This is a genomic window from Salinilacihabitans rarus (assembly GCF_024296665.1).
Classification (GTDB): domain Archaea; phylum Halobacteriota; class Halobacteria; order Halobacteriales; family Natrialbaceae; genus Salinilacihabitans; species Salinilacihabitans rarus.
On sequence record NZ_CP100762.1, the window covers coordinates 1,864,633 to 1,888,392 of the forward strand.

The 23,760-nt window shown below is 71.1% G+C and carries 21 protein-coding genes; 14 read left to right on the forward strand and 7 right to left on the reverse strand.

Features of this window, described 5'->3' with window-relative positions; all coding sequences use genetic code 11:
• The first annotated feature begins 1 nt into the window (after position 1).
• Positions 2-811 carry an NAD-dependent epimerase/dehydratase family protein gene (locus NKG98_RS09810; RefSeq protein WP_254765742.1) on the forward strand — a complete coding sequence of 270 codons (810 nt, stop codon included), beginning with the start codon at positions 2-4 and terminating at the stop codon, positions 809-811.
• A gap of 62 nt (positions 812-873) precedes the next feature.
• The gene (locus tag NKG98_RS09815) at positions 874-1,074 is read left to right on the forward strand and encodes a DUF7535 family protein (RefSeq protein ID WP_254765743.1); all 201 of its coding nucleotides are present in this window, start codon (positions 874-876) and stop codon (positions 1,072-1,074) included.
• 4 nt (positions 1,075-1,078) lie between these two features.
• Here the strand turns inward: NKG98_RS09815 and NKG98_RS09820 are convergent, their stop codons facing one another.
• Both NKG98_RS09820 and NKG98_RS09825 read right to left on the reverse strand, forming a co-directional pair.
• Entirely contained in the window at positions 1,079-2,086 is a 1,008-nt protein-coding gene (locus tag NKG98_RS09820; RefSeq protein ID WP_254765744.1) for a glutathione S-transferase family protein, read from the reverse strand.
• 68 nt (positions 2,087-2,154) lie between these two features.
• Positions 2,155-3,126 carry a calcium/sodium antiporter gene (locus NKG98_RS09825; protein WP_254765745.1) on the reverse strand — a complete coding sequence of 324 codons (972 nt, stop codon included), beginning with the start codon at positions 3,124-3,126 and terminating at the stop codon, positions 2,155-2,157.
• 53 nt (positions 3,127-3,179) lie between these two features.
• Here NKG98_RS09825 and NKG98_RS09830 point away from each other — a divergent pair, with 53 nt between their 5' ends.
• Positions 3,180-4,211: a DNA methyltransferase gene (locus NKG98_RS09830; protein WP_254765746.1), complete on the forward strand. Its 1,032-nt coding sequence runs from the start codon at positions 3,180-3,182 to the stop codon at positions 4,209-4,211.
• A 180-nt stretch (positions 4,212-4,391) separates the two neighbouring features.
• Here NKG98_RS09830 and NKG98_RS09835 read toward each other — a convergent pair whose 3' ends face one another.
• Positions 4,392-5,054, reverse strand: a complete 663-nt coding sequence (locus NKG98_RS09835; protein WP_254765747.1) for a potassium channel family protein — start codon at positions 5,052-5,054, stop codon at positions 4,392-4,394.
• Positions 5,055-5,146: 92 nt separating this feature from the next.
• On the opposite strand from NKG98_RS09835, the gene NKG98_RS09840 reads away from it, so the two are divergent.
• The 7 genes from NKG98_RS09840 (at position 5,147) to trpB (ending at position 14,143) form a co-directional block, all read left to right on the forward strand.
• Positions 5,147-5,368 (forward strand): DUF7979 domain-containing protein, encoded by a 222-nt coding sequence (locus NKG98_RS09840; RefSeq protein WP_254765748.1) that lies wholly within the window; start codon positions 5,147-5,149, stop codon positions 5,366-5,368.
• Between the two features lie 57 nt (positions 5,369-5,425).
• Positions 5,426-5,836 (forward strand): DUF7124 domain-containing protein, encoded by a 411-nt coding sequence (locus tag NKG98_RS09845; RefSeq protein WP_254765749.1) that lies wholly within the window; start codon positions 5,426-5,428, stop codon positions 5,834-5,836.
• Positions 5,837-5,876: 40 nt separating this feature from the next.
• Complete coding sequence (locus NKG98_RS09850) at positions 5,877-6,410, forward strand: DUF5815 family protein (protein WP_254765750.1); 534 nt, start codon at positions 5,877-5,879, stop codon at positions 6,408-6,410.
• A 220-nt stretch (positions 6,411-6,630) separates the two neighbouring features.
• On the forward strand, positions 6,631-9,888 hold the full coding sequence (gene carB / locus NKG98_RS09855) for a carbamoyl-phosphate synthase large subunit (RefSeq protein WP_254765751.1): 3,258 nt from the start codon (positions 6,631-6,633) through the stop codon (positions 9,886-9,888).
• A 124-nt stretch (positions 9,889-10,012) separates the two neighbouring features.
• Positions 10,013-10,249 carry a DUF8015 family protein gene (locus tag NKG98_RS09860; protein WP_254765752.1) on the forward strand — a complete coding sequence of 79 codons (237 nt, stop codon included), beginning with the start codon at positions 10,013-10,015 and terminating at the stop codon, positions 10,247-10,249.
• A gap of 146 nt (positions 10,250-10,395) precedes the next feature.
• The gene (gene folP / locus NKG98_RS09865; RefSeq protein ID WP_254765753.1) at positions 10,396-12,870 is read left to right on the forward strand and encodes a dihydropteroate synthase; all 2,475 of its coding nucleotides are present in this window, start codon (positions 10,396-10,398) and stop codon (positions 12,868-12,870) included.
• 118 nt (positions 12,871-12,988) lie between these two features.
• The gene (gene trpB, locus NKG98_RS09870; protein ID WP_254765754.1) at positions 12,989-14,143 is read left to right on the forward strand and encodes a tryptophan synthase subunit beta; all 1,155 of its coding nucleotides are present in this window, start codon (positions 12,989-12,991) and stop codon (positions 14,141-14,143) included.
• Here the strand turns inward: trpB and NKG98_RS09875 are convergent.
• A complete protein-coding gene (locus NKG98_RS09875) occupies positions 14,135-15,196 on the reverse strand; it encodes a glycosyltransferase family 4 protein (protein ID WP_254765755.1) in 1,062 nt (353 codons plus the stop codon). The two genes, trpB and NKG98_RS09875, sit on opposite strands and share 9 nt — an antisense overlap.
• 125 nt (positions 15,197-15,321) lie before the next feature.
• Positions 15,322-16,536 carry a hypothetical protein gene (locus NKG98_RS09880; RefSeq protein WP_254765756.1) on the reverse strand — a complete coding sequence of 405 codons (1,215 nt, stop codon included), beginning with the start codon at positions 16,534-16,536 and terminating at the stop codon, positions 15,322-15,324.
• A gap of 272 nt (positions 16,537-16,808) precedes the next feature.
• Between NKG98_RS09880 and NKG98_RS09885 the strand changes: the two genes are divergently transcribed.
• Complete coding sequence (locus NKG98_RS09885) at positions 16,809-18,686, forward strand: S9 family peptidase (RefSeq protein ID WP_254765757.1); 1,878 nt, start codon at positions 16,809-16,811, stop codon at positions 18,684-18,686.
• 22 nt (positions 18,687-18,708) lie between these two features.
• On the opposite strand, the gene NKG98_RS09890 is transcribed toward NKG98_RS09885, so the two are convergent.
• Together NKG98_RS09890 and NKG98_RS09895 are read right to left on the reverse strand one after the other, a co-directional pair.
• Complete coding sequence (locus tag NKG98_RS09890; RefSeq protein WP_254765758.1) at positions 18,709-19,770, reverse strand: NAD(P)-dependent glycerol-1-phosphate dehydrogenase; 1,062 nt, start codon at positions 19,768-19,770, stop codon at positions 18,709-18,711.
• Positions 19,771-19,901: 131 nt separating this feature from the next.
• Entirely contained in the window at positions 19,902-20,948 is a 1,047-nt protein-coding gene (locus NKG98_RS09895; protein WP_254765759.1) for an NAD-dependent epimerase/dehydratase family protein, read from the reverse strand.
• 108 nt (positions 20,949-21,056) lie between these two features.
• Between NKG98_RS09895 and NKG98_RS09900 the strand changes: the two genes are divergently transcribed.
• The 3 genes from NKG98_RS09900 (at position 21,057) to NKG98_RS09910 (ending at position 23,759) form a co-directional block, all read left to right on the forward strand.
• Complete coding sequence (locus NKG98_RS09900) at positions 21,057-22,076, forward strand: RAD55 family ATPase (protein ID WP_254765760.1); 1,020 nt, start codon at positions 21,057-21,059, stop codon at positions 22,074-22,076.
• A gap of 115 nt (positions 22,077-22,191) precedes the next feature.
• A complete protein-coding gene (locus NKG98_RS09905; protein WP_254765761.1) occupies positions 22,192-23,268 on the forward strand; it encodes a hypothetical protein in 1,077 nt (358 codons plus the stop codon).
• 56 nt (positions 23,269-23,324) lie between these two features.
• Positions 23,325-23,759, forward strand: coding sequence for a GIY-YIG nuclease family protein (locus tag NKG98_RS09910; RefSeq protein WP_254765762.1), 435 nt, complete (start codon positions 23,325-23,327; stop codon positions 23,757-23,759).
• Position 23,760: the final 1 nt, after the last annotated feature.

A 23,760-nucleotide genomic window follows, 5' to 3' on the forward strand; every position in this document is an offset into this window, starting at 1 on the left:
CGTGACCGACGTCGCGATCACCGGCGCGTCGGGGAACGTCGGCCGGCAGGCGATCGAAGCGTTCCCCGGCGACGAGTACGACCTGACGCTGTTCTCCCACAGCGAGAGCGAGGACCTCGAGACGACGCCGATCGAGATCACGGACCGCGAGGCGCTCGTCGACGCCCTCGACGGGCAGGACGTGTTGATCCACCTCGCGGCCACCCCCTCGCCCGCCGCGGAGTGGGACGACCTGTCCGGGCCGAACGTCGAGGGCGTCTACAACGCCTTCGAGGCGGCCGTCGAGAACGACCTCGAACGGGTGGTGTACGCGAGTTCGAACCACGCGGTGAACATGGGCAACGTCGCCTCGCCGATCCGCCCGGAGACGACCGAGGGCACGCCGACGGCGGTGCGCCCGGACGACCCGCCGGCGCCGGACACCCACTACGGCGTCACGAAGGTCTTCGGCGAGGCGATGGGGAGCTACTACGCCCGCAGACACGGCATCGAGGTGGTCTCGCTGCGGATCGGCTGGCTGCTCTCCCGCGAGGGCCTCCGCGAGGCGGTCGCCGAGCGCGACGGGGCCGGCGAGCGCTACGCCCGCGCGATGTGGCTCAGCCCCGAGGACTGCCGCCGCGCGATCGACGCCGCCGCGACGGCGACCCTCGACGACAACCCCGTGACCGCCCACGCGGTCTCGCGCAACGCCGACCGGTTCCTCTCGCTGACCGAGACGGCGCTGTCGATCGGCTACCGTCCGCAGGACGACGCCGCCGCGGTCCTCGACGGCGAGGAGTTCACCGGCCGCGAGGGCCTCGAAACGGGCTGAGCCCGCGGCGGCCACGCGCCGGTTCCGAAACACCGATTAGTCGGCGCGCGACAGTATCTCGTATGCTCACGAGCGTCTCCGAGTCCACCGGCTACGGGCCGAACCGCGAGATGTCGGCGTTCGGCTACCTCGTCGCGTTGCCCCTCGTCGTCCTGTTGATCCCGCTGGTGCCGATCATCGCGCTCGTCTGGCTGTTCTCGAAGCTGTTCGGCACGGACGAGGGCAGCCCCTCCACGCGGGCGAAACGGCCCCCGAGCGCCTGAGGGGTCAGTCGTCCGCCTCGACGCCGGTCAGCGCCGCGGGCGGGCCGCCCGGCAGCGCGTCGCGGCCGTGGGGCGCCTCGAAGTCGAGGTCCGGCCCGCGGGCGACGATCCGGTGGGGGTTGACGTCCGGGTGGGTCGTGTAGTAGTGCTCCTTGACGTGGTCCATCCGGACGGTCTCCGCCACGCCGGGCGTTTGATACAGATCCCGCAAATACGGCCAGAGGTTCTCGTACTCCCGGACGTACCGGACGTTACACATGAAGTGGGTGTGGTAGACCTCGTCGAACCGGACGAGCGTCGTGAACATCGCGACGTCGGCCTCGGTGAGGCGGTCACCCGCGAGGTATCGCTGCTCGCCCAGGACCTCGTCCCAGCGATCCAGCGCCGCGAACAGGTCGTCGACGGCCTCGTCGTAGGGCTCTTGCCCGGTGGCAAAGCCCGCGCGGTAGACGCCGTTGTTGATCGGTTCGTAGATGTCGTCGAGGATGCGGTCGACGTCCTCGCGGTAGCCCTCGGGATAGAGGTCGACGTCCCGGGTCGCGAGGTCGTCGAACTCGGTGTCGAGCATCCGCATGATCTCGCGGGACTCGTTGTTGACGACGGTGTCCTCCTCGGTGTCCCACAGCACCGGCACCGTCACCCGGCAGGTCGCGTCGGGGTCCGCGCGGACGTACAGGTCCCGCAGGGAGTCGACGTCGTGGACGCGGTCGCGGGTACAGCCGTCCTTCTCGGGGGTGAACTGCCAGCCGTCCTCGTCGCGGTCGGGGTCGACGACGGAGACGGGAATCGCCTCCTCGAGGCCCTTCAACGCGCGCACCACGAGCGTCCGGTGGGCCCACGGGCAGGCGTAGGAGACGTAGAGGTGGTACCGACCGGCCGCCGGTCGAAAGCGGGCGTCGGGGTCGTCGCGCACCTCGTCGCGGAAGGTCGTCTCCCCGCGCTCGAAGGCGCCCTCCTCGTCCGTGGCCTCGTAGGCGTCCGTCCGCCACTCGCCGTCGACGAGCATGTTCATGGCCGGATCGAGGGCTCGCGCGCACAAAGGGGCTCGCTAACACCGACGTTACCGGGCCGGCGACGCGCTCAGCCCGCGGTGACGACCCAGTAGGCGACCACCGTCGCGACGAGCGCGGCGCCCTCGGGGCGGGTCAGCCGACGGCCGGTCGCCAGCAGCGCGGTCGCGACCGCGGTGAGGACGAACAGCCAGCCCAGTCCGAGGACGGCGTCGGCCGCGACGTGCATCGGGCGCAACAGGGCCGCTACCCCGAGTACGCCGAGCAGGTTGAGCACGTTCGAACCGACGATGTTCCCCGCCGCGATGCCGAGTTCGGCGCGCCGCGCCGCGACCAGCGACGCCGCGGCCTCGGGGAGCGAGGTCCCGACGGCGACGACCGTCACGCCGACCAGCCACTCGGAGACGCCGGCGTCGAGCGCCAGCCGCCCGGCCGCGTCGACCAGCAGGTCGCCCCCGGCGGCGACGAGCGCGAGGCCGACCAGCAGGACGCCCGCCTCGACCGCGAGCGGGCGTCGCCGGTCGTCGTCGAGCGACGGGGCGTCCGGACGGGCGGGGCCGCCGTCGACCGCCGGGTCGTCGCTCGACTCCGAGCGGGCCGCCCGGACGAGCGCGGCGAGGTACGCGACAAGCAGCGCGACGAGCAACGCGCCCTCGGCCCGCGAGACGGTCAGGTCCGCGAGGACGGCGAGTGCGACCCCCGTCGCCGCGCCCATCGCGAGGGCGTCCCGGCGGACGAGCGCGTCGGTGACGCGAAACGGCCGCAGCAACGCGAGGACGCCGAGCAGGAAGCCGAGGTTGAACACGTTCGAGCCGACGACGTTGCCGACGGAGACGTCCGGCCGGCCGACGAGGGCGGCGTCGACGCTGACGGCGAACTCGGGCGCGGAGGTGCCGAACGCGATCACCGTGAGGCCGATCACCAGCGGCGGGACGTTCGCTGCGCGTGCAAGCGCCGCGGCGGCGCCGACGAGCCAGCGTGCGCCGAACCAGAGGGCGACGACGGCGGCGGCGACGAGCGCGAAGTCGACGACGAGCGACACGGCCGAGGTTACGATGGCGAGGGCTTATGACGTTCGGGTGAGCACGCCGGAGCATGGCCGACGACGGGGAGGACGAGGCCGACCGTCACCGCCAGAGCCGCCTGTTCACGACCGACGACGGGGGGTTCGACGCCGAGCGGGCGCGCGAGGAGTCGCTGCCGGTCGAGGACGGCGAAGTGGTCGACACCGACGACCTCGCGGACCACCAGACGTACCTCGACGGCCGGGGGATCTACGACGAACGAAACCGGCTCAACGACCTCACCGGCCGGGAGTGGAAGTACGCGACGAAGTCGGTGATCGCGGAGGGGTACCCGCCGGACCTCCAGCACGACCTGCGAAGCGAGCACGGCGGCCAGAAACCCCCGCGGCTGTGTGCGACGCTGATCGGCCGGTTCAGCAAGGCCGGCGACCGCGTGCTGGACCCGTTCGCGGGCGTCGGCGGCACCTTACTCGGCGCGAGCCTCTGTGAACACGAGGGAACGGGCCTCCGGGAGGCGCTCGGCTTCGAGCGCAACCCGCGGTGGGTCGAGGTGTACGAGGAGGTCGTCGAGCGCGAGAACGCGGAGCGACGCGCCCGCGGCGAGCCCCCGCTGGAACCACAGGAGATGCGTCGCGGCGACTGCGCCGAGTTGATCGAGGACGTTCCGGACGACTCGGTCGACCTGCTGCTGACCGACGTCCCGTACTGGAACATGGACGAACTCGAGCAGACCCGCAACGAGCGGGCGACCCGCGAGAGCAAACTGGGGGCGTTCGACGCCGGCGACGGCGCCGAGACGACCGGGTCCGCGACGAAAGGCGAGTGGCTCGCGGACATGGCGGCGAAGTTCGCTCGCTTCGCCGCGGCCGTGAAACCGGGAGGCCACGTCGTCGTCTTCATCGGGGACATGTACCGCGAGCGCTCCTACGAGTTCCTCTCGGCGGACCTGGCGCGGGCGATCGACGACGCGGCGCCGGCGACGCTGGCCGCGAACCTGATCTGGTACGATCCGACGAAGGACCTCCACGTCTACGGCTACCCGTTCTCGTTCGTCCCGTCGATGGTCCACCAGAACGTGCTCGTCTTCCGCGTCGACGACTGACCACCGCGTCACGCGGCCGTCTGACGCACCTTTATGGGCTCACCGGCCGATCTCGGAGTAGGCGCGCACGATACACCGGCAGTTCCCATCCTTCCCGCTGCGCGCCTCGACACACCACCTCCGGACGCTTCTCCCCGAGCGGTCGGACCCGCCTCCGGCCGCCGTCGGTCGCGTCCCGCCTCAGGCGTTCGCGGGCAGCAGCGCCCGGCGGACCTCCTCGACGCGGTCGACCTCGACGACGAGCGCGACCTCGTCGCCGGCGGCCAGTTCGGTCCCCGGAAGCGGGATCGTCAGCGGTTCGCGCTCGCGGCCGTGGGCGTAGATGCGCGCGCCGCCCGGGAGGTCGAGTTCGCTCGTGCGCTTGCCGACGGCGGGCGACCCCTCGCGGATCTCGATGACGGTGAGTTGCAGGTTGGCCGCGAGGTCGGCGACGACGTTGAAGTCGCCGCCGAGCAGGGCCGTCTTCGCGCCGGCGGCGCCGAGGCGCTCGGGGTAGATGATCTCGTCGACCTCGTCGGCGTAGCGCTCGTAGATCTCCTCGCGGTAGTCCTCGTCGATGCGGAGCACGGTGCGACAGCCGTGGTGTTTGCCGACCATCGCGGCGGCGAAGTTGACGTTGAGGTCGGGGGTGAACGCACCGATCGCGTCGGCGGTCTCGATCCCGGCCTCGACGAGGACGACCTCGTCGTCGCCGTCGCCCCGGACGGCCTCGAAGCCGTCGTCGGTCGCTCGCCGGACGCGGTCGTGGTCGTCGTCGACGACGACCACCTCGTGACCCTCCTCGTCGAGGATGCGCGCCGTCCGGGAGCCGACGCGACCGTACCCCACGATAACGAACTGCATGGCAGTCGGGTACGGGGCCGGGGACCAAATACGTTGGCCGGGTCCGCGACGCAAACGTTTAATAGTGTAATGTGCTAACGTATGTCTCAGCGATGTCTACGAGCGACACCGTCCGCCGAACGCTGCGCCTGCGCCGGGTCGACTCCGCCGCCGCGGCCGCCCGCGTCCGCCACGTCGACGAACTGAGCGAGGAGGCTCTCGCGCGGTTCGTCGAACTGATCGAGTCGGGGTCGACGGCCGCCGTCGACGAGGCGACGTTCGCCGACGGCGAAGTGATCGTCTTCACCGACTACTACCGGGTCGACCTCTCCTGACGGCGTCGCGCCGCCCGTATCGAAGCCGTTTTCCCCGGAGCGGCCGACCGGTCGGGTATGAACGGCGGCAGCGACATGACCCTCGCGTTCGAACTCGAGGCACTGAAGGAGGTCGCCTACCCCGAGGCAGTCTTCGAGGACGCCCGCGGCTGGACCAGTTACGTCGGGGTCGTCTCCGAGGAGCCTACGTACGTCGTCACGAACTTCACCCGCAAGAACCGCGTCCGGCAGGACTTCTTCTCCGGACCGCGCGGCGTCAGCGAGAGCCTCCAGAGCGTCAAACAGCAGTTCGACACCGAGCGGTACGTCTTCATCGGGACGACCGACGAGGACGAGGCCCTCGCCGACGCCGTCGGCTGGGAGTACCTCGACGTCGAGGAGGCCGCCGAGGCCGCCGACTGGGACCTCGCCGACGACGAACTGGTAGGCGACACGAGCGAACCCGACGTCCGCGACGACTGGCCGTAGAGTCGTCGGGCTTATCCGCCGCCCGCCCGAAGTGACGGCGATGGCCGAACCCCGCGTACCGGGCGACGACGACCGAACGCTCGAACTCCCGTGCGGGGAGTCGATCGACCCCCACGAGATCGACCTCGGGATGCGCGAGTACGACTGTTCCTGTGGCGACGTCCACGCCGTCGTCACCGACGTCCACCCGCCGTCGCGCTTCGTCCCCGAGTCGCTCGTGGCCGTCCTGCGCGAGACGATCGAGACCGAGGACGACTTCGGCGAGTTCGGCACCCCCCACCTCATGGGGATCACGATGGAGGAGTTCCCCGAGGCGGTGGCCGTCCACGACGCCGCCGAGGACGGCAGCGTCGGCTACGCGATGCTGTGGGTAACCGACTTCGACTCCCGCCGACTCCACGAACTCGTCGTCGAACTCGTCGTCGAACTGATGGAACACGCCGTGAGCCACGCCGAGGACGACGACGCCGTCGGCGAGTTCGAGTCCCAGATGCTCGAGTTCGACGTAAGCGAGTTCGTCGCGGAGTACCGCCGACTGCGCGACTGGGAGAGCGAGCACGACCGGCCGGTCTGAGCCGGACGTTGGGACCGCTTTTGCCGACCGCCGCGCCGCCGAGCGGCCGCGCTCTCGCCATCGTCCGTCGAACGATCCCGCGCGCTCGCCGTTCTCCGGGTCGCCACCCCGTAGCGACCGCTCCGGTCGCGGCAATATTCGAAATTCGAAACGGCACTTCGGGTATCGTAATATTTCGTGGCGCTTATTACGATTCGCGAACTCCGGGTGAACGGGACCAATGAGTACGGACCACGACACGGGGGCAGACGGGCGCACGATCCTGCTCATCGGCAGCGGGCCGATCCAGATCGGGCAGGCCGCGGAGTTCGACTACTCCGGCGCGCAGGCCTGCCGGGCGCTACAGGAGGAGGGCGCCCGCGTCGTCCTCGTGAACTCCAACCCGGCGACGATCATGACCGACCCGGAGATGGCCGACCGGGTCTACATCGAGCCGATCACCACCGACGCCATCGCCGAGATCGTTCGGACGGAAGAGCCCGACGGCGTCATCGCCGGCCTCGGCGGCCAGACCGGGCTGAACGTCACCGCCGAACTCGCCGAGGAGGGCGTCCTGGAGGAGTACGACGTCGACATCATGGGGACGCCGCTCGATACGATCTACGCGACCGAGGACCGCGACCTCTTTCGCAAGCGCATGGAGAAGATCGATCAGCCGGTTCCCCGGTCGACGACCATCACCCTCGACGAAGGCGAGTCGGTGTCGGAACTGACCGAGGCCGACCTCGAATCCCGGGTCGAGGCCGCCGTCGACGAGGTCGGCGGCCTCCCGGTCATCGCCCGCACCACCTACACGCTGGGCGGGTCGGGGTCGGGCGTCGTCGAGGAGATGGACGAACTCGTCGAGCGCGTCCGCAAGGGCCTGCGGCTCTCGCGCAACGACGAGGTGCTGATCACCGAGTCGATCGCCGGCTGGATCGAACTCGAGTACGAGGTGATGCGCGACGCCGACGACTCCTGTATCATCATCTGCAACATGGAGAACATCGACCCGATGGGCATCCACACCGGGGAGTCGACGGTCGTCACGCCCTCGCAGGTCATCCCCGACGACGGCCACCAGGAGATGCGCACGGCCGCACTCGACGTCATCCGCGAACTGGGCATCCAGGGCGGCTGTAACATCCAGTTCGCGTGGCACGACGACGGCACCCCCGGCGGCGAGTACCGCGTCGTCGAGGTCAACCCCCGCGTCTCCCGCTCCTCCGCGCTCGCCTCGAAGGCGACCGGCTACCCGATCGCACGGGTGACCGCGAAGGTCGCGCTGGGCAAGCGCCTCCACGAGATCGAAAACGAGATCACCGGCGAGACCACGGCGGCGTTCGAACCCGCCATCGACTACGTCGTCACCAAGGTACCGCGGTGGCCCAAGGACAAGTTCGACGAGGTCGAGTTCGAACTCGGCACGGCGATGAAGTCGACGGGCGAGGCGATGGCCATCGGCCGCACCTTCGAGGAGTCGCTGTTGAAGGCGCTCCGGTCCTCGGAGTACGACCCGAGCGTCGACTGGGACGAGGTCAGCGACGCGGACCTCGAAGCCGACTACCTCGCGACGCCCACCCCCGACCGGCCGTACGCGATGTTCGAGGGGTTCGAGCGCGGCTACACCGTCGCGGACGTCTGCGACCTGACGGGCATCCACGAGTGGTACGTCGAACGGTACGCGAACGTCGCCGAGGCGTCGGTCGCGGCCGCGGAGGGCAACTTCGAGGAGGCCGCGGAACTCGGCTTTACGAACCGGCAGGTCGCCGCCCGCGCGGGCGCCGACGTCGGGACCGTCGAGTCGGCGGCGCCCGCCCGCTCGTACAAGCAGGTCGACACCTGCGCCGGCGAGTTCGCCGCCTCGACGCCGTACTACTACTCGGCGCGCGACCCGGTCGCGTCCGGCTCCTCGCCGATCGGCAGCGACGAGGTGCGCGTCGACCGCGACGTCGAGAGCGTCGTCGTCGTCGGCGGCGGCCCGATCCGCATCGGTCAGGGCGTCGAGTTCGACTACTGCGCCGTCCACGCGGTGCGCGCCCTCGAGGAACTCGGGATCGACGCCCACGTCGTCAACAACAACCCCGAGACGGTCTCGACCGACTACGACACCTCCGACGGGCTGTTCTTCGAGCCCATCACGGCCGAGGAGGTCGCCGACGTCGTCGAGGCGACCGGCGCCGACGGCGTGATGATCCAGTTCGGCGGCCAGACCTCCGTGGACATCGGCGACCCCCTCGAAGCGGAACTCGACCGCCGCGGCCTCGACTGCGCGGTGCTGGGCACCGACGTCGAGGCGATGGACCTCGCCGAGGACCGCGACCGGTTCAACGCGCTCATGGACGACCTCGGGATCGCCCAGCCCGCCGGCGGCGCGGCCCACAGCCGCGAGGAGGCGCTCGAACTCGCCCACGAGATCGGCTACCCCGTGCTCGTCCGCCCCTCGTACGTCCTCGGCGGGCGCGCGATGCGGGTCGTCTCCGACGACGACGAACTCGAACGCTACATCGAGGAGGCCGTCCGCGTCAGCCCCGACAAGCCGATCCTCGTCGACGAGTTCCTCGCGGGCGGGGTCGAACTCGACGTAGACGCCGTCGCCGATGGCGAGGAGGTCCTGATCGGCGGCATCATGGAGCACGTCGAGGCGGCGGGCGTCCACTCCGGCGACTCGGCCTGTGCGATCCCGCCGCGGTCGCTCGACGCGGAGACGCTCGCCCGGGTCCGCGAGGTCACCGAGGACATCGCCCGGGCGCTCGAAACCGTCGGCCTGCTGAACGTGCAACTCGCGGTCCTGAACGGGGAAAGCGAGGCGCAGGGGGGCTCGGATGCGAGCGGTGAAACCGCGAGCGAGGTCTACGTCCTCGAAGCGAACCCCCGCTCCTCGCGGACCGTGCCGTTCGTCTCGAAGGCGACGGGGGTGCCGATCGCCAAACTGGCCGCGAAGGTGATGGCCGGCGAGTCGCTCGCGGACCTCGACGCACACGAGCGGATCCCGGAACACACCTCGATCAAGGAGGTCGTCCTGCCGTTCGACCGTCTGCCCGGCAGCGATCCGCGGCTGGGTCCGGAGATGAAGTCCACGGGCGAGGTGATGGGCACCGCCGCCGACTTCGGGACGGCCTACTGGAAGGCCCAGCAGGCGGCGGACAACGCCGTCCGCGAGGGGACCGCCATCGTCGACCTCGACGTTCCCGAGGGAGCCGACGAGTCCTCGTCACGGCTCGTCGAGGGCTTCGAGGCGTTCTTCGACGTCGAGACGTTCGACGACCCCGCGCGGGCGATCCGCGAGGGGACGGTCGACCTCGTCGTCAGCCGCGACCGCGAGGCGCTCGGGACGGCCGTCGAGGAGGACGTCCCCTACATCTCGACGGAAGCGGGCGCCGAGGCCTACCTGACGGGACTGGCGGCGTTCGACGGCGCCGCGAGCGACGCGGGCGGCGACCTCGACGTCGCGGCGGTCACCGACCGGCCGACGCGCGCGGCCCGCTGGGGCGAGTGAGCAGCGGTCCGAACCGACGAGACGGGCGCAGAACGATCGATGGGCCGAACGGTGCCGTCTGACGCCGCGAAATCAGTCACATTTTAGTGGGATAACCTCGTAGTACGTGATGAGGTGGTGATCGATGACCAGCAGAGACATCGCCGGGTTCTCGGATCGCGTTCGTCGACTGCTCCACGCCGCGGGACGGTACGACCTTCTGCTCGCGACGATCCCCCTCGCGTTCGCCGGTGCCGCCCTCGTCGGCGAACTGTTCGACGTCCCGTTCGAAGTCGCGCTCCTGGCGGGCGCCGCGGTGGCGTTCTTCGCGGTGCTCGACGGACTCTTCCTCCGGCCACCGACCGGCCTGCAGCGCACGTGAGCGGCCCGTGACCCCCCTGCGGTCGCCGAACCAGTCACCCGCACAGCGGCTACGTGCGCTCGCGGCGACCGCTCGCGAATGGAGGGGCCCCCGCGGCCGGTCACCGAGTTCGACACCCTAAAGCGGGCGGACTCTGTGGTTCGGGTATGGAGTACCACGAGGCGGCGGACTTCCTCTTCGGCCTGCGCCGGTTCCGTCCGAAACCGGGCACGGAGTCGACGGCGGACTTGCTCGCCCACCTCGGGGACCCCCACGAGGGCGTCGACTTCGTGCAGGTTGCCGGCTCCAACGGGAAGGGGAGCACCGCGCGGATGCTCGAACGCGTCCTCCGCGAGGCCGGCCTCACCGTGGGACTGTACACCTCGCCGCACCTCGAGGACGTCCGCGAGCGGATCCGCGTCGACGGCCGGAAGATTCCCCGGTCGACGGTCGCCGCGTTCGTCGCGGAGGCCCGCGGCTACGTCACCGACCGGGCGGCCGACGGCGACGCGCCCACCTTCTTCGAGACGATGACCGCGCTCGCGCTCTGGCAGTTCGGCCGCGAGGACGTCGACGTGGCCGTCCTCGAAGTCGGCATCGGCGGCCGGTACGACGCGACGAGCGTCGTCGACCCGGTCGCGAGCGCCGTCACGAGCGTCACGCTGGAACACACGGGGATCATCGGCGACACGATCGAGGAGATCGCCCGCGACAAGGCCCAGGTCGTCGGCGAGGAGCCGCTCGTCACCGGCACGACGGGGGACGCTCTGGCGGCCGTCCGGGCGGTCGCCGGCGAGGTCGTCACCGTCGGCCCCGACCCGGACGCCGACGTCCGCGTCGCCTACGAGGGCCGGACGAACCACACCGAGGCCGCCGTCTCGATCGACGCCGAGGGGTGGGGGATCGAGACGCGCATCCCGCTGCCTGGCGACCACCAGGCCGAGAACGCCGGCATCGCGGCGGCGCTCGCCCGGCAGGTGGCCGACGTCTCGACGGACGACCTCGCGCGGGGGCTGCGAAGCGCCCACTGGCCGGGCCGGTTCGAGGTGCTCGGGACCGACCCGCTGGTCGTCCTCGACGGCGCGCACAACCCCGGCGCCTGCGAGCGCCTCGCCGAGACGCTCGCGACGTTCGAGTACGACGACCTCCGACTGGTCTTCGGCGCGATGCACGACAAGGACCACCACGGGATGGCCGCGGCGCTGCCGACCCCCGACGCGGTCGTCACCTGCGAACCGCCGCTGGACCGTGCCGAGGACCCCGCGGTCCTCTCGACGGTGTTCGAGCGTACAGGCGTCGACGACGTGCGGACGGGCGAGAGCGTCCAGGACGCGCTCGCCGACGCGCTCGCGGCCGCCGACGCCGACGACTGCGTCCTCGTGTCCGGGTCGCTGTTCGCCGTCGCGGAGGCGCGCGCCCGGTGGACCCGGCAGACGACGCCGAAGCGCGTCCGCGACCTCGAGGACGCCCGCGAGGCGCTCGCGGGCGCGAACGTCGCCGCGACCGAGATCCGTCGGGCGAGCGGCGAGGCGGTCCACCGCGTCGTCGCGACGAGCGTGGGGCGCCGGCAGGCCCGCGCCGTCCAGCGGGAGTTCGCCCGCGTCGGCGGCGAGTGCTCGCTGTCGGCCCTGGAGGGCGATCAGGGCGACGAACGCGTCGACGCCGTCCTGATGGGCACGCTCGCGCAGTTCGACCGACTGGTCGGCCGCCTCGACTCCCGCCCCGACGGACTGGCGGCCCTCGCCGCCGACCTCCGGGAGACGCTCGACCTCGACGGCGAGAGGGAGTCGGCCGCGGGCCGCTCGCGATACCCGTGGACCGACCGGACCGCCGTGATGGGCATCTGCAACGTCACGCCCGACAGCTTCCACGACGGCGGCGAGTACGACGCGCTCGACGACGCCGTCTCGCGGGCCGAGGCGATGGTCGAGGCCGGCGCGGACGTGATCGACGTCGGCGGCGAGTCGACCCGGCCCGGCGCCGACCCCGTCGCCGTCGAGGAGGAGATCGACCGCGTCGTCCCCGTCATCGAGCGGATCGCGGACCTCGACGCCCTCGTCTCGGTCGACACCCGCAAGGCCGCCGTCGCCGCGGCCGCCCTCGAAGCGGGCGCGGACGTCGTCAACGACGTCTCGGGGCTCGAAGATCCCGAGATGCGGTTCGTCGTCGCCGAGCACGACGCGGGGCTGATCCTCATGCACAGCATCGACGCCCCGGTCGTCCCGGATCGTGACGTCGCCTACGACGACGTCGTCACGGACGTGATCGACGAACTCGCCGAGACCGTGTTGCTCGCCGAGAAGGCGGGGATCGACCGCGATCGGATCGTCGTCGACCCCGGCCTCGGCTTCGGGAAGTCCGCCGCCGAGAGCTTCGAGTTGCTCGACCGGATCGACGAGTTCGCGGCGCTTGGCTGTCCCGTCCTCGTCGGCCACTCCCACAAGTCGATGTTCGAGCGCGTCGGCTGTGGCCCCGACGAGCGCCTCGCGCCGACGGTCGCCGCCAGCGCGCTCGCGGCCGACCGCGGCGCCGACCTCGTCCGCGTCCACGACGTCCCCGAGAACGTCGCGGCCGTCAAGACCGCGCTCGCGGCGGCGAACCCCGACGCGCTCGACGACGACGGCGCGTTCGTCGACGGCTGACCGCAGAATCGAGCGTCGGAGGCCCGTCGAGTCCGTTCGTGATCGAAATCGATCACCGAGCGACGGGAACGGTCGCGACGGAACGTATTTATCCGCCGCGGGCCACCCGTGACGTGACATGGCAGACGGAGAGTTCGGCGGCTACGGCGGCCGCCACGTTCCCGACCCGCTCCGCGAACCGCTCGACGAACTCGCCGCGGCCTACGACGAGGTCCGCGAGACCGACGCGTTCCGCGAGGAGTTTCGCGCCCTCCTAGAGGAGTTCACCGGCCGACCGACCCCCCTCTACCACGCCCGCAACCTGAGCGAGCGCTACGGCGCCGACATCTACCTCAAGCGCGAGGACCTGCTCCACGGCGGCGCCCACAAGATCAACAACGCGCTCGGCCAGGGGCTGCTGGCGAAACACGCCGGCCGCGAGCGGCTGATCGCCGAGACCGGCGCCGGCCAGCACGGCGTCGCGACCGCGATGGTCGGCGCGCTGCTGGGGCTGGAGACGGAGATTTACATGGGGAAAAAAGACGCCGAGCGACAGGCGATGAACGTCTTCCGCATGCGGCTGCTGGGCGCCGAGGTCAACGAGGTGACCCGCGGCGGCGCGGGCCTCGCCGACGCCGTCGACGTCGCCCTCGAGGACTTCGCCGAGAACGTCGCCGACACCCACTACCTCGTCGGCAGCGCCGTCGGCCCCGACCCGTTCCCGCGAATGGTCCGGGACTTCCAGTCGGTCATCGGCGAGGAGGCCCGCGAGCAGTTCCGCGAGCGGACGGGGGCGCTGCCCGACGCCGCCGTCGCCTGCGTCGGCGGCGGCTCGAACGCCATCGGGCTCTTCCACGCCTTCCGCGACGACGAGGTCGCATTCTACGGCGCCGAGGGCGGCGGCGAGGGCCCCGACTCGACGCGCCACGCGGCGCCGCTCGCGAGCGGGACCGACGACGTGCTCCACGGGATGAAGACGCGCGTCCTCGGCGACGACGTCGAGGTCCACTCGGTGTCGGCGGGGCTGGACTACCCCGGCGTCGGCCCCGAGCACGCCATGTTCCGCGCGGTCGGCCGCTGCGAGTACACCGCGGTCACCGACGACGAGGCGCTGGCGGCGTTCCGCGAGTTGAGCGAAACGGAGGGGATCATCCCGGCGCTGGAGTCCAGCCACGCGGTCGCGCGGGCGATCCAACTCGCCGAGGAGGGCGCCCACGACTCGCTCCTCGTCAACCTCTCCGGGCGCGGCGACAAGGACATGGAGACCGCGGCGGCGAAGTTCGATCTAGAATAACCCGCGGTCCTCTCGCAGGTCGCGGTACGCATCGAGGTAGCGCTCGCCGACCGCCTCGTGGTCGAACTCCGCGAAGCGTTCGTCGTAGTCGCGGTGTTCGAGGTCGCGGGCTTCGAGCAGGACGTCGGCGAGTTCCTCCTCGCTCGTCGTCCGGAACCCCCGCTCGCACCCCTCGAGGAGTTCGTGGGCACAGGAGTCGGTGTGGTACTCGACGACGCCGACACAGCCGGCGGCGAGCGCCCACAGCATCTCGGTCGGGAAGACGCAGTGCTGGGCCGTCTGGGCGAAGACGTGCGCGCCGCGGTAGGCGGCGATGCGTTCGTCGAGCGAGGCGTCGCCGGCGAACTCGACCCGGTCGTCGATCCGGAGGTCGCCCGCTAGCTCCTCGTAGGCGTCGCGCTCGGGACCGTCGCCGAGCACCCTCGCGCGCCACTCGCGGTCGCGTAGCTCCGCGAGCGCCAGCAGGAGACTTTCGAGGTTCGCCCCCGCGTCGAGCCGACGGGCGTAGACCACGTCGACCTCCTCGCCGGGGTCGGTCTCGCGGACCCGCTCGACGTCGACGCCGTTGGGGACGACGTCGACCGCGTTCCCGTCCGCGCCGAGTTCGCGGACCTTCCGCCGGACGAGTTCCGACGGGGTGACGATCCGGTCGGACGCGCGGGCCGCGAGGCAGCGCCGCCGGCCGCCCTCGACGCCGCCGTCGCCGTACCACTCGACGAGCAGCGGCGCGCGCGAGAGCGTCGCCCCCGAGCGCGCCGCGAGCACCTGTCCCGGGGGATTCGCGCCCGCGTGGACGACGTCCGGGTTCGTCGCGCGCAGCGCGACCGGCAGGCGCAACAGGAACGACTCGCAGGCGTCGAGACCGACCGAGACGCCGTGGTAGGTGATCCCGTCGCGTTCGAGTCGCCCCGCCTCGTCGGCCCAGAACTGCGCGCAGAAGACGTGAACGTCGTGCCCGCGGTCCCGAAGGAGTTCCACGACGGACCGAAACCGTTCGTTCGTCTCGCTCGCGCGGTGGTGGACCGTCTCGAACGAGACGAACGCGATGCGCATATGCGGGCGAAACGTAGTCGCGGAATAAAAAGTCACTTCTTTCGTCGTCTCGCGGCGCCACGGGACCGTTCCCGGCCGTTCGCGACCGAATTTCGGACTCGCGGTCGCGGTCGCGGACGTCGCGGTCAGTCGGCTTCCTCGCCCGTCTCGACCGTCTGGGACTGTGCCACCTCGACGTTCTGGTGCTGTTTCACCTCGGCGTCCTCGGGCGCGTCGGCCTCGACGGTCTGTGTCTGGCTCACCTCGACGGTCTGGATCTGCTCGACTTCGAGTTTCCCGTCTTTCTTCTCGTCGTCCGTCCCGTCGTCGCCCTTCTTGTCGTCTTTCTTCGGCTGGTCTTTCTTCGGGGCCCGGTCTTTCTTTTTCTCCTCGACCTGTCGGTCCTTCTTCTCCTCGTCTTTCTTCTCCTCGACTTGCCGATCCTTCTTCTTCTCGTCCTTCTTCTCAGCCGTATCCTTCTTCTCGTCCTTGCGATCCTTCTGTTCGACTTGTCGGTCCTTCTTCTCAGCCGTATCCTTCTTCTCGTCCTTGCGATCCTTCTGTTCGACTTGCCGGTCTTCCTTCTCGTCTTTCCGCTCGACGGTCTTCTCGACCGCTTCGTCTTCTTTCTCGACTTTCCTGTCGCCGTCTTTCTTCTCCACTCGGTCGACCGTCTCTTTCGCGGGCTTCTCGGTCGTCTCGACGTCGATTTTCGTCTCCGTCACCACCTTCCGGTCGGGCTTCTCGACCTGCTTCGCGCCGTCGGCGGCGAAACACGCGCCGGCGAGCACGAGAACCTGCGCGTCCGCCTTCGTCGTCGCCGCTGACGTGACGACGGCCAGAGGAGCCGCGTCCGCGTCGGCCGCGCCGTCGATCGACCCCGACCACGCGTCGCCGCCGACGTCGAGGAACGTCACCGGGACGTCCGCGCCGCCGCCGTCGGCCGCTCCCGCGCCGCGGTCGAGCGACCGGGCGGTCGCGCCGTCGAAGACACACTGGACCCGCTCCCCGTCGGCCTCCGCGGCGACGACGAGGTCCTGCACGCCGTCGCCGTCGACGTCGGCGAGGAGCCAGCCGTCGCCGACCTCGCCGTCGAGAGTCAGGTCGGCCCGCGAGGCGTCGAGGTCGCCGGCGTCCGACGGGCCGGTGAACAGGTGTATCGAGTCGACCTGCGTCGGCTCGACGTGGTCGATCGGGACGTCGCGTTCGGCCGTCGAGTCGGCGTGGTCGGACGCCGCCGCGACGCCGGCGACGCCGACCGTCAGGCTGAGGGCCGTCAGTACGGTGACGAGGACGGTCAGCCACGGCCGTCCGCGGTTCGACGTTCGATTCCCGCTCGGAGAATTCGCCGGTCGTATCATAGCGTTCGTCGCTATTCGCGGCGGGAGTCGGGCTTTGTTATGCGCGCTGGACAGGGCGGCAATTATCCGTCGATTACCCTTCGTTTCCGTCCACACGCCACGAGCGGGAAGGGAGTTCGACCAAGTGACGGTTGATCGATCGTTCGAACGGTTCGAATCGGGGTTCGGACCGTTTCGAGGGCGGGACCGCGCCCGGAAATCGACCGCTACGGGAACCGGAGGTACGAGAGGTGCCAAAGCGATTTATGGTGTCGATTCGAGAGGGGTAGCGTATGAGAACGTACAGCATCGAGCGCTATCTCAACGTCCGCAGCGCCTACGGGGCCTCGTTCGGTCCCGAGGGCGAGCGGCTCTCGTTTCTGATGGACACCACGGGCGTCCCGCAGGTCTGGACGCTCGACGGGCCCCGCGCGTGGCCCGAGCAGCGCACCTTCTCCGACGAGCGGGTCACCTTCGCCTCCTGGTCGCCCGAGCGGCCCGAACTGGTCTTCGGGATGGACGAGGGCGGCAACGAGCGCGCCCAGTTGTTCCGCCTCGACGCGGAGACGGGCGTCATCGAGGACCTGACGGCGATGCCCGACGCGAAACACCGCTGGGGCGGGTGGAGCCACGACGGCGAGCGGTTCGCGTTCACCTCCAACCGGCGCGACGAGGCCGTCTTCGACGTCTACGTGCAGGGCCGGGACGAGACCGGCGACGCGGCCGAACTGATCCACGAGGGCGACGGCTGGCTCACCGTCGCCGGCTGGAGCCCCGACGACGGCCGGCTGCTCGTCTCGCAGGCGTACTCGAACTTCGATCAGGATCTCTACGTCCTCGACGTCGAGACCGGGGACCTCGACCACCTCACGCCCCACGAGGGCGACGTCCGCTACGGGAGCCCGTCGTGGGCACCCGACGGCGAGGGACTCTACCTCGTCACCGACGAGAGCACGGACACGCTCTCCCTCGCGTACCTCGACCTCGACACGCGCGAGATCGAGACGGTCGCCGACGGAGAGGGGTGGAACGTCGACGGAATCGCACTCGACGACGAGACCGGCCGGTTCGTCTACTCGCGCAACGTCGAGGGCTACACGGAACTCACGGTCGGCGCGTTCGACGACGACGAGCCGACGGCGTTCGAGACCTTCCCGAAGCCGGACCTCCCCGGCGGCGTCTCCGGCGGCGTGAGCTTCGGCCCCGATGCCGAACGGTTCGCGCTCTCGACGACCGGCGACACGGTCAACACGAACGTCTTCGTCGTCGACGTCGAGGAACTACGTTCCTCGGGCGGTGCGACGCAGTCACACGACGTCGAGACCGGCGCGGTCGAGCGGTGGACCGCCGCGCCGACGGCCGGCATCCCGCCCGAGACCTTCCGCGAGTCCGACCTCGTCCACGTCGAGAGCTTCGACGGGCTGGAGGTGCCGGGCTTTCTCGCGCTGCCCGAGGGAGACGAGGACGGCGGGGACGACACCGAGGGCGACGGCGCGCCCGTCGTCGTCGACATCCACGGCGGCCCCGAGAGCCAGCGCCGGCCGTCGTTCTCCAGCGTCAAGCAGTACTTCCTGGACCGCGGCTACGCCTACTTCGAGCCCAACGTCCGCGGCTCGTCGGGCTACGGGAGCGAGTACGCGAGCCTCGACGACGTCGAGAACCGGATGGACTCGGTCGCCGACGTCGCCGCCTGCGTCGAGTGGCTCGGCGACCACCCCGCGATCGATCCCGACCGCGTCGTCGCCATGGGCGGCTCCTACGGCGGGTTCATGGTGCTCGCCTCGCTCACCGAGTACCCCGAGCTGTGGGCCGCGGGCGTCGACGTCGTCGGCATCGCCAACTTCGTCACCTTCCTCGAGAACACGGGCGACTGGCGTCGCGCGCTCCGGGAGGCGGAGTACGGCTCGCTGGAGGACGACCGCGAGTTCCTCGAGTCCATCTCGCCGATCAACAACGTCGACCGCATCGAGGCACCGCTGTTCGTCCTCCACGGCGAGAACGACCCCCGCGTCCCCGTCGGCGAGGCCGAACAGATCGTCGAGGAGGCCCGCGAGCGGGGCGTACCGGTGCGCAAACTGCTCTTCGAGGACGAGGGCCACGGCTTCTCGAAGCTGGAGAACCGCATCGAGGCCTACTCCGAAATCGCCGCCTTCCTCGACGAACACGTCTGACCGGGTCCGGGACGGACCGCGCTCAGCCGATGACGCCCGTCTTCGTCGCCACCTCGCGGGCGGCGCGTTCGTTCATGCCGTCGCCGAGGATCGTGTAGCGGTCGCGGATCTCGTGGCAGGTCGAGAGCGACTCGACGACGGTCTCGTCGTCGATGCCGAGTTCCGCGGCGGTCGTCGGCGCGTCGAGGCTGGCGAGGGCGTCGCGGATGTCCCGCCAGATGCCGCGCTCGCCGCCGTGGAGGTAGGCGGTCATGATCGCGCCGACGCCGACCTGGTGGCCGTGTAGCGCCGCTCCCGGCGCCAGCCGGTCGAGTTGGTGCGAGAAGAGGTGCTCGGCGCCGCTGGCCGGCCGCGAGGAGTTGGCGATGCTCATCGCGACGCCCGAGGACATGAGCGCCTTCGTGACGACCCACGCGGACTCCTCGAGTCCCGGTCGGATGAGGTCGGCGTTGTCGACGAGAATCTCGGCGGTCATCTCCGAGAGCGCGGCGGCGTACTCGGAGTACTCGGCGTTTTTCAGCCGGCGGGCCAGCCGCCAGTCCATCACGGCGGTGTAGTTCGAGATGATGTCCGCACAGCCGGCGGTCGTCAGCTCCCAGGGGGCGTTCGCGAGGATTTCGGTGTCGGCGACGACCGCGAGCGGCGGCTCGGCCGCGACGCTGTGGCGGGTGTCGCCCTCGGGGACGGAGCCGCGGTTGCTGACGATGCCGTCGTGGCTCGCCGCGGTCGGCACCGAGAGAAAGCCCATATCGAGGTGGTCGCTCGCCATCTTCGCGATGTCGATGGCCTTCCCGCCGCCGATGCCGACGAGGTAGGAGGCCCCCTCGGCCTCGGCCGTCTCGATGACCTCCTCGACGGCGCCGAACGTCGCCTCCTCGACGGTGACCAGCGTGGGGTCGAGCCCCGCGGCCTCGAAGTCGGCGGCGATCGGGTCGGCGGCGACCTCCCGTGGCGTCGGACTCGTGACGAACAGCGGTCGTCCCTGCAGGTGGAGGTCGTCGACCACGTCGACGGTTTGCGAGCGGACGCCGTGGCCGACGACGACGTTTCGCGGCAGACGGATCCACGTCGACTTCTCGAACATATCGTCACCCAGGCGGACGGGATATAAAGCCGTTCCCGTACCCGGTGGCCGACGCCCGCGACCGCCGGTTCCGGGCGACCGGACCGTCACGACGCGGGAATCGGGTCGCGTCTTCGGACGTGAACCCGCGGTCAGACCGTGTCGAGGATTCCGAGCACCCGTTCTTCGGCCTCGCGGCCGGGGTCGTGCTCGCTCCCGTCGCGGTCGCTCTCGACGTGTTCCTCGACGGTCGCTTCCATCGCCTCGTCGAGCGGCGTCGACTCCCAGCCGAGGGCGGCGAGTTTCGCCGTCGAGAGGACGTGCGGGTAGTCCCGGTAGAGGACGTAGTCGTCGGGCGAGAGGGCGCCGGCCCCGAGTTCGCGCGGGCCGGCGTGGACGACCTCGACGTCGGTCGCTCCCGGTTCGCTCCGCTCACCGCTCTCGTTCTCCGTGGCGCGTGGCGTCACGCGGTCGAGCGCGTCCGCGATCAGTTCGACCATCTCGTCGAGGGTGACGAGTCGTCGGTCGCCGACGTTGTAGGCCTCGCCGGGGTCGCCCCGTTCGGCGACGACCCGGAGCGCGCTGGCGACGTCCGCGACGTAGGCGCGGTGCCAGACGTTGGTGCCGTCCCCGGGGACGATCACGCGGTCGTAGTTGCGGACGCGGTCGATCCAGAAGTCGAGGCGTTCGGTGTAGTCGTACGGGCCGTAGACGATACAGGGGCGGACGGCCATCGCGTTCACGCCGCGGTCGGCGGCCGCGAAGACCGCGCGGTCGCCCTCCGCCTTCCGGTTGCCGTAGGTCGCCCCGGAGTCGTCGGTCGCCTGCTCCGTGCTGCAGGGGCGCAGCGGCGTCTCGCCCTCGCGTTTGGGGATCTCCTCGCGGCCGTAGGCGTCGCCGCTCGAAACGTAGACGTACGCCTCGCAGTCGGCGAATATCTCGGTCGCGGCGCGGACGTCCTTCGGGTAGTAGGCGACGCAGTCGAAGACGGCGTCGGGGTCGACCGCCTCGGCGGCGGCTTCCAGCGCCGAGTCGTTCGTCCGGTCGCCCTCGTGGCGGTCGACGCGGTCGTCGTCCGCGAACGGATCGTCGTGGTTTCCGCGGTTGAAGATCGTCACGTCGTAGTCGTGGTCGAGGAGTTCGGAGACCAGGTGGCGGCCGATGAATCGGGTGCCGCCGACGACGAGTGCGCTGTCCATACTCGCACCTCGCCCGTCCACCCCAAAACGGTGACGAACACGGCGAGGGAAACGGGCCGACGGCGGGGTGGGGGTTCTTTTTCGTCGCCCGTGGTAGGGCGCCCCGCCATGACGCGACCAGCCCGGGCCGATCGCGGCGCCGGACGGTACCGACGCTGTGACTACTGCGGCTACACGCTCCCGACCGAACCCCACCGGGGCGAGCGGGGGCTGTTCTGCTCGACGCACTGTCTCGAAGCCGGCGAACCGAACGAAGACGAGGGAAGCGACGAGGCCCCGGAGAGCGTCCTCGAACACGACGCCTACAAGCGCTTCGCCACCGGCGTCGAGCCGCTCGACGCGCTCGCGCCGAACGGCCTCCCGGCGGACGCGCTGGTCTTGCTCTCCGGCGAGGAGGGGACCCGCCGGGCGGAGCTATCGACCGAACTCGTCTGGCGCGCCCTCGAACGCGGGGAACGGGCCGTCCTCGTCGCCGCCGCCGACCCGCCGGTGGCCGCCCTCGAACGGTTCTTCGCGGCCGACTGGAACGTCCTGCCGGCGCTGGAGGACGACCGGCTTCGCGTCCTCGACTGCTTCACCGGTCGACTCGACGACCGCGAGGGCTACCTCGCGAGCCGAAACGAGTGGGGGCAGTTCGTGGCCGACGTCGCGGGCGACGGGATCGTCGAGGTGAGCGACCCCGACGACGGCCGCGAGGTGGCGGACGCGCTCGTCCGGACCCTCGACGACCTCGAGATGACCGAGACGGGGCTGGTCGCGGTCGACTCGCTCGACGCGCTGCTCCGCGACGGGTCGGTTCGCGACGTCCTCGCGGAGGTCCGCGCGACGGTCTGCAAGGCGCGGTACGTCCCGGTCGCCGCGGGCGCGACCGCCGGCGGCGACGCGGCGGCCCGCGTCGGCGAGTACGCGTTCGACGCGGTCGTCGACCTGCGGCTGACCGACCGCCTCGCGCCGGAGGCGCGGCTCAAACGCCTCGGGATCAGGAAGCTGACCGGCGCGAGCCACCGGCCCCGCTGGCTCGCCTACGAGTACGCGCCCGAGCGGGGGCTGTTCTCGTTCGACCCGGAGACGGAGACCGAGCGCGTCTACGACATCGTCGGCCCCGGCCGGCCCGTCGACGCCCGCTGACCGCCCGCCGGCGACCATGCAGGCCCACGCTCCGGTTTTATTCCCGCGTCGGGCGTAGCCGTGACGCTGTAGCGGCGCCGAGCGACTGCTCCGACGTCGACCACCACACACCACCATGAACGACCGACACGACAGCGACCGACGGGACCGAGACCGTCGGCACCGACGGGAGGCGGAGGGCGGAACGAACGACCGCCACCGGGGCGGCCGCGACCGGCCCGAGGGCAAGCGCGGCTGGCTACACGGCCTGTTCGACCGCGGCGAGGACCGCGACGAGGGTCGCTCCGGCCGGCGGCGACGGGGCGGCGGCGAGTTCCACCGCGAGGAGACGCCCTACGGCCAGCCCGGCTGGAGCGAGCCACCGGACGAGCGCTACGAGCGAGAGCGGTGGCCGGAGGAGCAGCGAGGGGGCGAAGGCCCGTACGAGCGAGGCGGGTGGGAAAGCCACCGAGAGGAGCGAGCGGAGCGAGGCGGCGGAGGCGGCGACCACCGCGGCCGACGGGAGTACGAGGGTCGCGAGCGGGGGCGTGGCCAGCGGTCCCAGCAGGACCTCCGCTACGGCGGCGAGAGCCGGCGACGGGCGTCCGAGCGCGAGTCCGGGGGCCGCCGCGAGCGGGGCGGCGGCCGGTCGGGCCGACGCGAGGGGAGTCGCCGCGGCCGCCACGAGGACCGCGGCGAGGAGCGCCACGAGGGCCGTGACCGTGACCGCCGCGAGCGGCGGGCCGCCCGCGAGTTCGGCCAGGGGAGCCAGCAGCGACGCGCCGGCCGGCGGGCGGGCGGCGAGTTCGGTCAGGGCAGCCAGCAGCGGCGAGGCGACCGGCGCACCGACGAGCGCCGCGGCCGGGGCACCGACGAGTGGGGTCGCCGCGGCGACCGCGAGTTCGGCGAGGACCGCGGCCGGACCGAGCGGCGGCCGGACCGCGACGTCGACGAGGGGCGCGGCCGGCGACGCGAGGGCGGACACGACATGCAGGGCGGCGGCTTCGACCGCTCGCGGTCGGCCCGCACCGGCCTCCAGTCCGAACGTCCGCGCGACGAGGGCGGCGACTGGGCCGAGGGCGAAAGCGAGAGCGAGGGCGGCCGCGCCGGACGCGGCGTCGGCGAGGGGCGCTCGCGCGACCGGGACCGGAACCGCGACGAGGACGTGAGCAACCGGCGCCACGTCCACGACCGGGACGAGGACCGGCAGTAGCGCCCGCCGACCCCGAACCGCCGCCGTTTTTGCGCCGCGGGCTTCGACACGTCGTCATGAGCGACGGCGGCACCTACGTGCTCGCGATCGAACTCGCCGAAGACGCGACCGTCGAGGTCGGCGCGCTGGGCGAGCGCGCGTTCGCCCGCGGGACGTACGCCTACGTGGGGTCGGCGTTCGGCCCCGGCGGCTTCTCGCGCGTCGACAGGCACCGCGAACTCGCCCGCGGCGAGCGCGACGCGCGCCACTGGCACGTCGACTACCTGCTCGGCGCGCCCGAGGCGACGCTCGCGCACGCCGTCCTGTTCCCCGACGAGGACCGCGAGTGCGACCTCGCGGCGACGCTGCCCGGCGATCCAGTTCCGGACTTCGGCGCCTCCGACTGCGACTGCGAGGCGCACCTGCTCGCCGCGCCCGGGACCGCGGCGCTGCTCGCGGCGCTGGAGGAGGTCGGCGGCCGGGTCGACGACTCGGTCGATCCGGTCGGCTAGA

Bases quoted from the DNA above. Each gene is read 5' to 3' on its own strand.
- NKG98_RS09815 (WP_254765743.1), top strand. From the start codon at position 874: ATGCTCACGAGCGTCTCCGAGTCCACCGGCTACGGGCCGAACCGCGAG.
- NKG98_RS09820 (WP_254765744.1), bottom strand. From the start codon at position 2,086: ATGAACATGCTCGTCGACGGCGAGTGGCGGACGGACGCCTACGAGGCC.
- NKG98_RS09830 (WP_254765746.1), top strand. From the start codon at position 3,180: ATGGCCGACGACGGGGAGGACGAGGCCGACCGTCACCGCCAGAGCCGC.
- NKG98_RS09835 (WP_254765747.1), bottom strand. From the start codon at position 5,054: ATGCAGTTCGTTATCGTGGGGTACGGTCGCGTCGGCTCCCGGACGGCG.
- NKG98_RS09840 (WP_254765748.1), top strand. From the start codon at position 5,147: ATGTCTACGAGCGACACCGTCCGCCGAACGCTGCGCCTGCGCCGGGTC.
- NKG98_RS09845 (WP_254765749.1), top strand. From the start codon at position 5,426: ATGAACGGCGGCAGCGACATGACCCTCGCGTTCGAACTCGAGGCACTG.
- NKG98_RS09850 (WP_254765750.1), top strand. From the start codon at position 5,877: ATGGCCGAACCCCGCGTACCGGGCGACGACGACCGAACGCTCGAACTC.
- carB (WP_254765751.1), top strand. From the start codon at position 6,631: ATGAGTACGGACCACGACACGGGGGCAGACGGGCGCACGATCCTGCTC.
- NKG98_RS09860 (WP_254765752.1), top strand. From the start codon at position 10,013: ATGACCAGCAGAGACATCGCCGGGTTCTCGGATCGCGTTCGTCGACTG.
- folP (WP_254765753.1), top strand. From the start codon at position 10,396: ATGGAGTACCACGAGGCGGCGGACTTCCTCTTCGGCCTGCGCCGGTTC.
- trpB (WP_254765754.1), top strand. From the start codon at position 12,989: ATGGCAGACGGAGAGTTCGGCGGCTACGGCGGCCGCCACGTTCCCGAC.
- NKG98_RS09875 (WP_254765755.1), bottom strand. From the start codon at position 15,196: ATGCGCATCGCGTTCGTCTCGTTCGAGACGGTCCACCACCGCGCGAGC.
- NKG98_RS09880 (WP_254765756.1), bottom strand. From the start codon at position 16,536: ATGATACGACCGGCGAATTCTCCGAGCGGGAATCGAACGTCGAACCGC.
- NKG98_RS09885 (WP_254765757.1), top strand. From the start codon at position 16,809: ATGAGAACGTACAGCATCGAGCGCTATCTCAACGTCCGCAGCGCCTAC.
- NKG98_RS09890 (WP_254765758.1), bottom strand. From the start codon at position 19,770: ATGTTCGAGAAGTCGACGTGGATCCGTCTGCCGCGAAACGTCGTCGTC.
- NKG98_RS09895 (WP_254765759.1), bottom strand. From the start codon at position 20,948: ATGGACAGCGCACTCGTCGTCGGCGGCACCCGATTCATCGGCCGCCAC.
- NKG98_RS09900 (WP_254765760.1), top strand. From the start codon at position 21,057: ATGACGCGACCAGCCCGGGCCGATCGCGGCGCCGGACGGTACCGACGC.
- NKG98_RS09905 (WP_254765761.1), top strand. From the start codon at position 22,192: ATGAACGACCGACACGACAGCGACCGACGGGACCGAGACCGTCGGCAC.
- NKG98_RS09910 (WP_254765762.1), top strand. From the start codon at position 23,325: ATGAGCGACGGCGGCACCTACGTGCTCGCGATCGAACTCGCCGAAGAC.